Genomic DNA, 13,083 nt, shown 5'->3' with positions numbered 1-13,083 from the left:
ATATCAATTCGCCCCGATAATCAGTGAACCATTATTGCCATTTTGCGGATTGCTGAACAGCGGCTGTCCTGCACCTGGCGCGGCTTTCAGCACCCAAACGCGGCCATAGTGATTATAAAATCCGGCAAGATGCGCAGCGTCTGGACCCACACCCTGATAGATGTCGAAGTGCTGACCTTTAATCGCCCCACCCACATCCAGTGCCACCATCAGGCGCATCTCATACTTGCCGTTAAATTTGCCCTTCTCGTTCAACTGCGGCACTTCGGCTAACAGCGCCGTACCTGCGGGAATCAATGAACGGTCGGATGCGACAGACGCTTTGGCAATCAAAGGCACTGCGCTGGCACCGCGCACCGGCACATACTCTTCTGGTTTAAAGAACACGAACGATTGGTTGGTCTCCAGCACGTCACGCACCTGCTCCGGCGTATGTTCCTGTGCCCACTGGCGAATCGCCTGCATCGACATATCTTCTCGCTTCACTTCACCACGATCGATCAGTTCTTTGCCGATACTGTGATAGGCCCAGCCATTTTTGCCGCCGTAGCCGAAGAAGCGCAGCGGGCGACCGTCGCCGAAATCAACGTAGCCGCTACCCTGCACGTCCATCATAAAGTTGTCGATCAGCGAGTTGCTCCAGGCAATCACGTAACGATCGTCAAGTCCGCCACTATATATAGAAGCACGGCTCGGCAGCTTCTGACCGCGCGTGCGCGGTGGCATGCGATAAATGGGATACTGGAACTCACCCTGACGCGTGTAGCGCGCTTCCACCACAGGGGTGTAGTAGCCGGTAAACTGCACGTTACCGTAATTATCGGTGCCTTCCATCTGATAAGCGTTAAGTCCGAACTGGCTCAACTGACGGGTATCGGCACCGGAGAGCAGCCAGTTCTGAATAGCGCTGTAAGTGCCGGTGTTGCGGCTGTATAAGCCACTGGAGGCACTCTGAATCTGCTGAATCTGCACACCAAAATCTCTGCCATTCACCGGGCGCCCTTTGGCATTCGGTTCATTGACCAGCCCAAGCGGTTGCTCCAGCTTGCCATCAATATATTGCTGACCACGGTCAGTCGGTTTAGAACTACAACCTGCTAACAGCGCGAGAAACGCGCCAGTAAGTGCATACTTCGCCCAATGTCCTTTCATCACTTTCTCTTTTTCTCGGTTGTTTGCACCGCGACGATAGCAAAGGGGCAGAGAGAATGAAATCCGCCACGAGTTACCGCGCTCACATCTGTACAATTAATCGCCCAATGGCACTATTAATCACCAACTGGCTGTAAATTTAAGGCTTTAACACAAAAAGGGGTTGCATCGCCGCGCGTCGAGAGTATAGTGCGCATCCACGGACGCGGGGTGGAGCAGCCTGGTAGCTCGTCGGGCTCATAACCCGAAGGTCGTCGGTTCGAATCCGGCCCCCGCAACCAATTGTCTTAAGAAGAATACAATGTGAAAAGTCGCTTAATGCGGCAGACGGACGCGGGGTGGAGCAGCCTGGTAGCTCGTCGGGCTCATAACCCGAAGGTCGTCGGTTCGAATCCGGCCCCCGCAACCAATTGTCTTAAGAAGAATACAATGTGAAAAGTCGCTTAATGCGGCAGACGGACGCGGGGTGGAGCAGCCTGGTAGCTCGTCGGGCTCATAACCCGAAGGTCGTCGGTTCGAATCCGGCCCCCGCAACCAATTACAGATAAGCACCTTAACGGGTGTTTTTTTGTTTTTGGCTTCCGGTAAAAAAAGCGGCGCAGTGGCCGCCCTCCTCTCAGCGACGCGCCAGCACCGCACCTTTATCGAAATACGCCTTAATCCCATGCAGAATCGCCTCAGCCACCTGATGCTGATAACGCGGCGTGCGCAGCTTACGCTCCTCCTCCACATTACTGATAAACGCGGTCTCCACCAGAATCGACGGAATATCCGGGGCTTTGAGCACCGCAAACCCCGCCTGATCCACCGTGCGTTTATGCAGGTGATTAATGTGGCCCATGCGCGATAACACCTCTTTGCCGAACTTAAGGCTGTCGCTGATGGTCTGCCGCTGCACCATATCGAACATGGTGTGATCCAGATAGCGGTCACCGCTCATGCTCACCCCACCAATCAGATCCGATTCGTTCTGGGTTTGTGCCAGGAAGCGCGCTGCGGTTGAGGTTGCGCCGCTGGTCGAAAGGGCGAACACCGACGAACCGCGCGCCGCACGGCTGGTAAAAGCATCGGCGTGAATCGAGACAAACAGATCGGCGCGCTGTTTACGTGCTTTCGCTACCCGCACGCGCAGCGGGATAAACACATCCTCGTTGCGCGTCATATACGCCTTCATGTTGCGCTCTTTGTCGATCAGCGCCTTCAGATAGCGACCAATCTTCAACACAATGTCTTTTTCGCGCGTTTTGTATTTGCCATGCGCACCGGGATCTTCGCCACCGTGGCCGGGATCGATCATGATGATGATCGGACGATCGCGCCCCGCTTTGCCCGGCAAAGGTGCTTGCGCCGGTTGATCACGCTCAAGATCGCCCTGGTTGTAATCGTTCAGTAACGCCAGTAGCGGATCCTCTTCCGGCGAGGGCTGGCTCGGATAGAGATCGACCACTAAGCGATGTTTGATGCCCGCAACCGGTGCCAGCGTGAAGATCTTCGGCGCCACGTTGCGTTTCAGCTCCAGCACCACTCGCACCGTGTTGGCATCAAACTGGCCAACTCGCGCATGTTTGATATAGGGATCGTCAACGCGCACTTGCTTATCCACCCCTCTCAGGACCGGATTGATATGCAGGTTATCGATGTCGATCACCAGACGATCGGGATTGCTCAACGTGAACTGTTTGTACTTGAGGGGGACGTTCGACTCCAGCGTCACGCGGGAGTAGGTTGACGATGGCCAGATGCGCACCGCCACAATGTGCTGACTGGCCGCCAGCCCGGTTCGCGTTACGCTTAATAGCATGAGCGCACCCGCGCCCTGCAATAATCGTCGTCGTGTAAAAGCCTGGGACATGCCGCTCCAACTGCCGTGTAGTGTCTAAAATATCGTCAATTGACGAGAGGAAGGCGAAAACTTTGCTTAACAAGCCGTGTCATGTTTTGCCAGAAAAACCAGATAATGCAGGCTGTTAGCGAGGGTTGCATCAGGAAAATCGTAAAGTAACGTCAGGCCCGGCACTTGCATTAGCTGGCAAAAGAGCATAAAAATACACAAATTACGAATAAACATTCACAGAGGGTTTGCCGTGAAGGAACGTAGTACTGAACTGGTTCAGGGTTTTCGCCATACCGTTCCCTATATAAATGCCCACCGTGACAAGACCTTTGTCATTATGCTTGGCGGCGAAGCTATCGAGCATGAGAACTTTTCCAACATCGTTAACGACATTGGCTTGTTGCATAGTCTCGGCATTCGCCTGGTGGTTGTCTATGGTGCCAGACCGCAAATTGATGCCAGCATGGCGCAACAGCAGCTGGAACCGATTTACCACAAACACACGCGCGTAACCGATGCCCAATCACTGGAACTGGTGAAGCAGGCAGCAGGACGTTTGCAGCTGGATATCACCGCACGCCTGTCGATGAGCCTGAATAACACCCCGCTGCAGGGCGCGCACATCAACGTGGTAAGCGGTAACTTTATTATTGCCCAGCCGCTGGGCGTCGATGATGGTGTGGACTACTGCCATAGCGGCCGTATTCGTCGTATTGATGAAGAAGCCATCCATCGTCAGCTGGATAATGATGCCATTGTGCTGCTCGGCCCAGTCGCGGTGTCGGTGACCGGTGAAAGCTTTAACCTGACATCAGAAGAAGTGGCCACGCAGTTGGCGATTAAGCTAAAAGCCGAGAAAATGATTGGCTTCTGCTCTGAACAAGGCGTCACCAACCGCGAAGGTACGATTATCTCTGAGCTGTTCCCCAACGAAGCGCAGGCGCGTATCGATGAGATGGAGAACGACGGTGATTTCCTGTCAGGCACCGTGCGTTTCCTGCGCGGCGCGGTGAAAGCCTGCCGCAGCGGCGTGCGTCGTAGCCACCTGATCAGCTATCAGGAAGATGGCGCATTGATTCAGGAACTGTTCTCGCGTGACGGTATTGGTACGCAGATTGTGATGGAGTCCGCTGAGCAGATTCGTCGCGCCACCATCAACGATATTGGCGGCATTCTCGAATTGATTCGCCCGCTGGAGCAGCAAGGCATTCTGGTGCGTCGTTCGCGCGAGCAGCTGGAAATGGAGATCGACAAATTCACCATTATTCAGCGCGATAATCTGACCATCGCTTGTGCTGCACTCTATCCGTTCCCGGATGAGCAGATTGGTGAAATGGCCTGCGTGGCGGTGCATCCCGATTACCGCAGTTCTTCACGCGGTGAGCTGTTGCTGGAGCGTGTGGCGCTACAGGCTCGTCAAATGGGCCTGAAGAAGCTGTTTGTACTGACAACCCGCAGTATTCACTGGTTCCAGGAACGTGGCTTTACGCCGGTGGATATTGAGTCATTGCCGGAGAGTAAGAAGCAGATGTATAACTATCAGCGCCGGTCCAAAGTGCTGATGGCGGATTTGCGCTAACGGCGGGGAATGCCAGCTAACGCGGTTAAAGGCAGTTAAAGGCAGTTAAAGGCAGTTAAAGGCAGTTAAAGGCAGTTAAAGGCAGCGTAGGGTAGGTTTCGCTAAACGGTCTGGAATTGCCCAACGTCTTAAACTGATAACGTTGTCAGGATGCGCATCCACGCGCATCCAATAAAACATCTGCATTGCCTGCGGTCGGTTTCTTTACCGACCTCAACTCTCGCTCAGAATGACTCTCCGCTTAACCGGTCCAACAATCCGCTGCGACGCTGAGTGCGTAATTGCACCGCACGACGAAATACGCCTTCATCGCTGTAAAGGGTTAACTGTTTGCGCGCACGCGTAATGGCGGTGTAAATCAGTTCGCGGGTGAGTACCGGTAAAAACTGTGCCGGCATCACCAGCGCGGTATGCTCGAACTCCGATCCCTGCGATTTATGCACCGTCATCGACCAGGCCGTATCATGCGCCGGTAACCGGCTTGGCTGTACGGCTTTGATGCTGCCATCCGGCAACGGGAAGAAAACTTTCAGCAGCCCTTCATCATCAAACAGCGTAATGCCAATATCGCCGTTAAACAGCCCAAGCGCGCTGTCATTGCGAGTCACCATCACCGGACGGCCCTGATACCAGCGGCTCCCCCCCAGCGGACGACGAATCAGCTGCATCTGCATCAGTTTTTGCTCAATACGCTGATTTAATCCCTGCACGCCAAACGGCCCTTCGCGCAGTGCGCACAGCAGCTGATAACGCCCAAATGCGTGCAGAATCTCTGCGGGCTGTGCTCGCTGGCTCACCAGCCGCAGGAATGGACTGTAGCCTTCCGCGATAGCATTCAGCATTGCCTGATAGGCCTCGCCATCATTAAGTGGCTGGCGTGATATATCGCTGAAGCCCGCGTTAAATGCCGCCTCAACCGCCTTTGGCTCACCGGCATTGACCGCAGCCGCCAGCTTGCCGATGCCCGAGTTAGCATCAAAGCGATAGCTCTTGCGTAGTAGGCAGATGGCGTCGCGCACGGCTGGCGCGCTGTCATCATCGTGGCCTTCAACCTGGCAACCGGTTAACGCACTCAGCTGGGCTGCACGCGCGACGCTGTATCCCGCTTCCGCACAGCGGCAAATATCGCCCAATACCGCACCGGCTTCTACTGACGCCAGCTGATCGCGGTCACCAAGAAAAATCACGCGCGCCTGGGGTGGCAGTGCGGCGATGAGATTGGCCATCATGCCCAAATCAACCATTGAGGCTTCATCCACCACCAGCACATCCAGATGCAGCAGGTTACCGGCGTGATAGCGCAAGCGCTGGGTTTCGGGCTGGGCACCTAGCAAACGGTGCAGCGTGGTAGCTTCCGCTGGGAAGCGTTGGCGCTCAGTGTCGCTGACCGGCAGTTTTTGCAGCGCTTTACCGAGCGATTCGGTTAAACGCGCCGCCGCTTTGCCGGTCGGGGCTGCCAGTTGAATGCGCAGTGCACCCTGGCTCAGGCGAATCAATGCCGCCAGCAATTTTGCCACGGTGGTGGTTTTCCCGGTGCCTGGGCCGCCGGAAATGACTGCTGTTTTCTGCGTTAGCGCCACCGCCGCCGCGATTTTTTGCCAGTCATCGGGTTCAGTACCAAACAGGTTATCCAGTACCGCACGCACCTCTCCATCAGGAAATGCCTGCGGAGCAGACTGCGCCTGAAAGAAACGCGCCACCTGCCCTTCATGGTGCCAGAGACGATGCAGATAAAGACGGCCTTCGGTCAGTACAATCGGTGCTGCCTGCTCGTTGTTGCTGTTGCTCAGAGCAGGCCAGCCAGCCAGAATTTGCGTCCAGTCCTGCGGCTCGCCCGCCGCCAGCCAGATGGCCTGCGCCAGTTCAGGATGGCGGCCATTGAATAACCCTTCACGGCTCAGCTGTGACAGCGGTAAGCAGACGTGCCCCTCACCCGCTTCCGCGCTGAGACAGGCAGCCGCCAGGAGGCGTGCTGGCTGCGTGTCATCCGCCAGCAACAGGGCGAACTGAACATCCAGTGAGCGCAGCAAACGCAGCTCAACCGCCTGTTGAAGTAGCGCTGTAATGCCACTCATGCCGAGGCTCCCTGCCCGCGAAACAGGCTATCCAGTTGTGAAACAAAATCCAGAGTTGGCCGTGTGTGGAATACGCCGTTGGCCGGTGAAGTGCCATCCATGCCACGCAGGAACAGATAAAACACGCCGCCAAAGTGCTGCTCGTAGTCATAATCTGCCAGGCGATGTTGAAGATAGCGATGTAGCGCCAGCGTGTAGAGTTGATATTGCAAATCATAGCGGTGGTCGATCATCGCCTGTCTCATCGCTGCTGGCGTATAAGCTTCGTGGCTGTCGCCCAGCCAGTTGGATTTGTAATCCAGCAGGTAATATTTGCCTTGCCAGCGGAACACCAAGTCAATGAAGCCTTTCAACATGCCCTGTACCTCACGAAAATCGAGCGGCGGCGCATCGGACGATAAAGCATCCTGACGGATCAGCGCATCCAGATCATTCGCGGTCAGCAAACCGTCAATCGGCAAGTAGAAGCCCATCTCCACGAGTCGATCGCTGGTCTGTACCTGACCGAGCTGTATCCCCTGATCGTTGAGCGGCGTACTCACCACGCGCGCAATCCAATCCGTCAGTACCGGTTGCCAGTGTAATGGATACCCATTCTGCTGCAGATGTTGCTCCAGCAATGCGGCCGTGGGGGGATGTGGGAAATCGAGAGATTCGAACAGTTCATGCAGGAAAGTCCCCGGCGCGGCGCCGCGCGGGAAATGGTGCGGTGTCAGTGCAGCTTCAGCGATCTCTTCCTGCTGTTCTTCGCCTGCGGCTTCCAGATCGAAGCGTGGCATCACATCAAGTAGTCGCTGGCTACCGTGTTGCTGCAAGCCTGAGTAGCTGGTGACGCGCCAGGGTTCCACCAGCGTGCGGCTAACGGTGCGGGCAGCCAATGTGTCATGAGCGGGATCAGGCGCGTGCCAGCGTTCGGCTACCTGTTCCTGCACGTGTATCACCTCGGTACCCGCGACATTGTGCTGATTGAGTAAAGTTTCCAGCTGTGCCGCTGTCGCCGCTTCACCACGCTGCAAAAGATGGCCCAGTGCGCTTTTATGCAGATCGCTCTCGCCTTCTTTTTTGCGCGTGCCGCGAAACAGCGGTGCCACACCTACGCTACAGTGATACACCGAACGGGTAAGTGCCACGTACAGCAAGCGCAGGTCTTCGGCCAAACGCTCCTGCTCGGCCATCGCCAGGCTTGCATCATCGGCCTGCAGATCCAGCACCGCCTCAAAGTTGTCGCGATCGTGATACAGCGCGGTATCCGCCTCGCGGAATCCGGCAGCGAACGGCAGCCATACCAGTGGGTATTGCAGACCTTTGGATTTATGGATAGTGACGATCTGCACCAAATGGCGATCGCTTTCCAGACGCAATTGCTGGCTGGACGACTGGCTGTCCGGGCTGGCTATCTGCTGCGCCAGATAACGCACCAGCGCGTGCGGGCTGTCGAGCTGCGCCGCCGCTTCCTGCATCAGTTCACCCAGATGCAGCAAATCGGTCAGGCGGCGTTCGCCATTTTCTGAGGCGAGCAGGTTTTCCGCAAGCTGGCGTTCCTGTATCAGCTGGCGCAGCATCGGCAGTACGCCGCGCTGCTGCCACAGCAGTTGCCAGCGGGCAAAAGTCTCCACCAGCTCATCCCAGCCACGCGCATCCTGATCCAATGCATCCAACTGTGCCGCATCAAAGGCAAACAGCGAGGTAGCGAGCGCCGTGCGCAGCATGCGCTCCTGCTCGGGAGCCAGCACCGCCTGCAGTAACCACAGCAACTCGCGCGCTTCGGGCGTGGTATAGACGCTGTCGCGGTTCGATAAATAGACCGAGGGAATGCCAAGCTGGTTAAGTGCTTCGCGGATCAGATTGGCTTCGTTGCGGCTGCGCACCAGCACCGTGATATCCGATGCCTGCACCGGGCGTTGCGCGGCCGCTTTACCCAGCAGTGCACGCTGTTGCTGCCCCGCCTGTAACCAGTGGCTGATATCCGCGGCACACTGTCGCGCTAACGCCTGCTGATAATCGCCTACGCTGCACCCGTCGCCCGGCAGCAGCCAGAAACGCAGTGCCGCCTGATCCTGGTTATCCAGTGTGAGAGAAAGCGTCTGATTTGGCTCAGCGAAGTGCACCGGCAAGAAAGGGATAGCATCAAAGACAAAAGGCGCTTCGAGCCGATTGAACAGCTGATTGACGCTCTCCACCATTGCTGGCGAAGAGCGCCAGTTGGTGTCGAGGGTGTAATGCGCGCTCACTTCATTACGTGCGCGAATATAGGTAAAAATGTCTGCGCCACGAAAGGCGTAAATGGCCTGTTTTGGATCGCCAATTAACAGCAATGCATGGTCAGGCTGATTACCGTACAGCGTACGGAAAATACGGTATTGCTGCGGATCGGTGTCCTGGAACTCATCAATTAACGCCACCGGGAAACGCTGACGAATCGCCTGCGCCAGCATTTCTCCTGCAGGCTGCTGCAGGGCATCATCCAGTCGGCTCAGGAGATCATCAAAACCCAGCAGCGCCTGCTGGCGTTTCTCTTTCCGTACGGCGGCGCGGATATCCACCAGCGCGCGCGCAATCAGCAAATCGCGTAGTGAAATGGGCTGAGTCAGAAACAGGTCGATGGCCGCAAACAGGGCATGGTGCGGAGGATGGCCTTTTTTGGTTTTCTCCTCCAGCACCCGTTGACCAAAGCGCGCCAGCTCTGCGGGCACCTGATAATCCAGGGTTTCACTCTGTGCCCAGAAACTGACTTTATTCACCCACACCGGCAGATTTTTACTGCTGTAGCTGCGTTTGTCCACGTCGGACTGCCCCACCAGCGTCAGCACCTCTTCACCCACCGCGCGCCACTCGGCTTTCATCGCGTTAATACGCGCCAGGTTTTCGTTGTGGCGCATCGTCAGCGTTTCGTCGTCAGCGGGCGCTAAACGCAGGTTAGGTGATTCGCCTTGCAGCCACGGCCGCAACGTCGCCAGCAATTGCTCCGGACCACTCCACTCACTGACAATCACGCGGGCGATATCCAACGAGAGTGGATAACAGTGGCGACGCCAGAAATCGGCAGTGGCCTGACGCAGCAGCTGTTGTTCATCTTCAATCAGCTGCTGTTCAAACAGCATGCCGGATTCAAAGGCGTTGAGATTGAGCATGCGCTGACAAAAGCCGTGGATAGTAAAGATCGCCGCTTCATCCATCTGCCGCTCTGCAGCCAGCAGTAGCGATGCCGCTTCTGCAGGTTGCGGCATCTCCAGTAGCAACTGCATCAGCATCGGATTGCGGCTGGTACCGCGAATGCAGGCCAGCCGCAGCTCATGGATGTTGGCACGGATACGTCCGCGCAGCTCTGCGGTGGCCGCCTCAGTAAAGGTCACGACCAGAATTTCTTCGACCGACAGTGGCCGGGCATAGGCATGTTGCCCGCCCAGCCCCAACAAAAGCCGCAGATAAAGCAGACCAATAGTGAAGGTTTTACCGGTTCCAGCAGACGCCTCAATCAGCCGCTCGCCACGCAACGGCAGCGTCAGCGGATTGAGCGGTTCTGGCGGCTGAATCAGACTCATTGCGCGTCACTCTTAACCGGCAGGGATTGCTGTAGCTTCTCCACCTGATCCCAGGTCGTGAAGCCCGGCAGAGGTGCATAATCATCTTTGGTGGCGCCATCGTGGCTACCGCCAATCTGCGAAATCATCGCCATACCCTGCTGTTCCAGCACCGCTTTATGGAAGAAATCGGCCACGCCCTGCGGCGTGAGCTTTTGAATCTGCTCGATGGCTTTTTCACGGGTATCGAAAGCAAAATTCTGCCGGTTGAAGTCACGGCTGTAGCGATTCGCTTCTTCATCAAGCGTTTGCGGGCGCTGTTTTAAGTCATTGATCAGCGCCTGCTGATACTGGGCAAAATCTTCCGGTTTCATGTCGCGCAGGCGTTGCTCAGCCTGCGGATAAAACGCCTCAAAGCGCTGCATCAGATAGGCTGGCTGCTTGCTGTTGCTTTGCAGCAGGAAGCCAATCCCCCACTGGCGACCAATCGGCATCTGATACGAGAACACCGCATAGCCCAACTGTTCCTGGGTGCGCAGTTGGTTATAGAACCAGGGTTGGACAATCTGGCTCAACATGGTGCTGTTGGCCATGCTTTGATACTCGTCGTAACCCAGTGGCACGTAGAGTGCTGCCAGTGCTGAATCCGTGCTGCTTCCTGCGGTTTGCAGGTTGGCCTTCATGGCTTTATCGATCACCACGTAATCGCTGTGCCAGTAACTGTGACCATCGCTGTGCAACTGCTGTTGCAGATCGGTGCCCAGCTGTTTAACGCGATCGGCGGAGAGGTTGCCCACCACCATCATTTCCGGCGTGGCGTTGCGCAGTAAGGCATCACGGTAATCCGTCACGTCTTTCAGCGTCAGATCTTTCACTAACTTGCGGCGCGTCTCACGCTGGGTATACGGCAGCTGTGACAGCATCTGCATCGGTTGAATCGCCTGCTCGAAGGCTTTGCCCTTCTCGGCGGCTTCCAGTCGATCCAGATACCAGGATTTTGCCTGTTCCAGTTGCTGTGCGTCCGGCTGGAAGCTGGCATAGCCCTCAACCAGTTTTTTCAGTAACTCCGGCAGACGCTGGGTAAAACCACTGGCGCTGAACACAATGCCGTCATCTTCACCGGTAGAAAAACTGATCCCCCCCACTGACGCCTGCGAGTTCAACTCATCCAGCGCCACGCTTGAGAGATAATCATTCAGACCAAATAACACCTGCTGACGCGCGTCGCTTATTGCCGCTTTGTTGCGCAGTGCCAGAGTAATGGCTGCCTTTGGTTCACTGGCGTAGAACTGGCTTGGCATCCAGTAGATGCGCATGCTGTCACCGTCGGTCAGCGCCACCGGATGCGTATACGTTTTGCCATCGCCAGGCATAATGGAGAAATCAGAAGGGATATACGGATTCAGCGTCGGCATCGACAGTTGAATATGCGCGCCACGCTGCTGCCAGTCACTGAACTGCGCATCACTGATCTTATCGACCTGGTAAGGCGCATTCACAAAGTAGGCTTCTTTGTTGTGCGGCTCATTCGGGCTGATATACCAGATGCGGGCATTTTGCGGTGTCATCTCATCCAGACGAGATTTGATTGCCGCAGGGTCAAAGTTATCCGCGAGATAAGGTGCATCCAGCGTATGATCCACTGGCACGCGCAGCATGGTATCCACTAACCATTCAATATAATCCATGTCACGGGTGATCGACGGATAGCGGAAATCCAGCGCCAGCACATGCGACACCTCATCGAAATAACCCTTATCGATGCCTTTACTACGCAACATGTCGAGGTAGCTAAAGATCGCCGCCACCACTTCATCACGCTGGGCCAGGCCTTTGTCGGTCAGGGAGACCGTGATGGCAAACACGCCGCTGTTGCGGTCCGTCATCGGATCGGCACCGGCATTCACGCCGTCGGCCAGCCCCTGCTTTTGCAGCCAGTCGTTAAGGGTGTTTTTACTGCGGTTACCCAGGATGTAACTGATCAACGTATCGGTTTTGCTGCGGAACTGGTCGCTGTTGTTGGCGATGCGGAATTCAACTTTAAGCTGTTTTCGCGGTTGGGCAGGCACGTAGTGGATGATGATGCCTTTCTGCGCATCGGTCACCACCGGCACTTCGATTTTCGGTACGATGGCCTGATGGTTAGCCACTCGTCCAAAAGTCTGGACCGCAATGTCGGCCATCTCTGGCAGCGATTTGTTGCTGTATATCACCGCTTTCATCAGATTGGCGGAGTAGTGGCTGTGATAAAACTCGGTCAGCGCCTGATGCAAATTGCTGTCGGGCTTATCGCGCAGCGTATCAAGGTTACCGCCTGAGTAGCGGGAAGCTGGATGCGCTGGATTCAGGGTTTCCGCCCCGACCTGCGCCATACGCAGGCCGTCGCGCGAACGCGCCATAGTGAGCTCTGCATTAACTGCATGACGCTCACGATCGGCGTTGACCGGATCGAGCAAAGGCTCTGCAATGGCATCGGCCAGACGATCCACCGCCGGTTGCAGTGCATCGTTTTCCACTTCCAGATAGAACGCGGTGCGATAAGAAGCGGTACTGGCATTGTGACTGCCGCCGTGCTTTTTCAGGAATTCGGCCAGATTATCCGGTTGCGGATAGCGTTTTGAGCCCATCAACACCATGTGTTCGGTATAGTGCGCCAGCCCTAGCTGCTGATTCGGATCGTCCAGCGAGCCGATAGGCAACGTCAGTGCGGCCAGTGATTTAGGCGCTTCTTTGTCAGACACCAGCAACACCGTCATACCGTTAGTCAGCGTGATGGCCTGATAACTGCGCGGATCGTGATCGCTTTTTCGAATTGTTTCATTGATGGGCTGCCAGCCGCGATCGCTATCGGCAAAGGCATTCAGCGCCAGCATGCTTAGCAGCAGCGCTCCCATCCAGCGTGCGTAAATCCGCATTTAAACC

6 protein-coding genes and 3 tRNA genes are annotated in these 13,083 nt (G+C 56.0%); 4 read left to right on the top strand and 5 right to left on the bottom strand.

The genetic code is table 11. The features are described 5' to 3' along the window. Window positions 1-3 precede the first annotated feature (3 nt). Complete coding sequence (gene mltA, locus QMZ65_RS06825; protein ID WP_034823090.1) at window positions 4-1,152, bottom strand: murein transglycosylase A; 1,149 nt, start codon at window positions 1,150-1,152, stop codon at window positions 4-6. 204 nt (window positions 1,153-1,356) lie between these two features. On the opposite strand from mltA, the gene QMZ65_RS06820 reads away from it, so the two are divergent. The 3 genes from QMZ65_RS06820 (at window position 1,357) to QMZ65_RS06810 (ending at window position 1,689) form a co-directional block, all read left to right on the top strand. Further along, window positions 1,357-1,433, top strand: a tRNA-Met gene (locus QMZ65_RS06820). Between the two features lie 51 nt (window positions 1,434-1,484). Continuing rightward, window positions 1,485-1,561, top strand: a tRNA-Met gene (locus QMZ65_RS06815). A 51-nt stretch (window positions 1,562-1,612) separates the two neighbouring features. Further along, window positions 1,613-1,689 (top strand) — tRNA-Met (locus QMZ65_RS06810). A 79-nt stretch (window positions 1,690-1,768) separates the two neighbouring features. On the opposite strand, the gene amiC is transcribed toward QMZ65_RS06810, so the two are convergent. After that, complete coding sequence (gene amiC, locus QMZ65_RS06805) at window positions 1,769-3,004, bottom strand: N-acetylmuramoyl-L-alanine amidase AmiC (RefSeq protein WP_034823092.1); 1,236 nt, start codon at window positions 3,002-3,004, stop codon at window positions 1,769-1,771. A 232-nt stretch (window positions 3,005-3,236) separates the two neighbouring features. Here amiC and argA point away from each other — a divergent pair, with 232 nt between their 5' ends. Next, window positions 3,237-4,565: an amino-acid N-acetyltransferase gene (gene argA, locus QMZ65_RS06800; protein ID WP_034823094.1), complete on the top strand. Its 1,329-nt coding sequence runs from the start codon at window positions 3,237-3,239 to the stop codon at window positions 4,563-4,565. Window positions 4,566-4,789: 224 nt separating this feature from the next. On the opposite strand, the gene recD is transcribed toward argA, so the two are convergent. Genes recD through ptrA form a run of 3 tightly spaced genes read right to left on the bottom strand, consistent with a single transcriptional unit; the run spans window position 4,790 to window position 13,076 of the window. Beyond that, complete coding sequence (gene recD / locus QMZ65_RS06795; RefSeq protein WP_283215652.1) at window positions 4,790-6,640, bottom strand: exodeoxyribonuclease V subunit alpha; 1,851 nt, start codon at window positions 6,638-6,640, stop codon at window positions 4,790-4,792. Then, entirely contained in the window at window positions 6,637-10,182 is a 3,546-nt protein-coding gene (recB, locus tag QMZ65_RS06790; protein WP_283215651.1) for an exodeoxyribonuclease V subunit beta, read from the bottom strand. Before recB ends, recD begins: the two co-directional genes overlap by 4 nt. Then, window positions 10,179-13,076 (bottom strand): pitrilysin, encoded by a 2,898-nt coding sequence (gene ptrA / locus QMZ65_RS06785; RefSeq protein WP_283215650.1) that lies wholly within the window; start codon window positions 13,074-13,076, stop codon window positions 10,179-10,181. The genes recB and ptrA overlap by 4 nt, the downstream gene beginning before the upstream one ends. Window positions 13,077-13,083: the final 7 nt, after the last annotated feature.

This window comes from Pantoea sp. EABMAA-21 (genome assembly GCF_030053335.1).
Lineage (GTDB): Bacteria > Pseudomonadota > Gammaproteobacteria > Enterobacterales > Enterobacteriaceae > Pantoea > Pantoea communis.
Note: the sequence above shows the minus strand (reverse complement) of the source record. Positions and strands in the feature narration are given on the sequence as shown.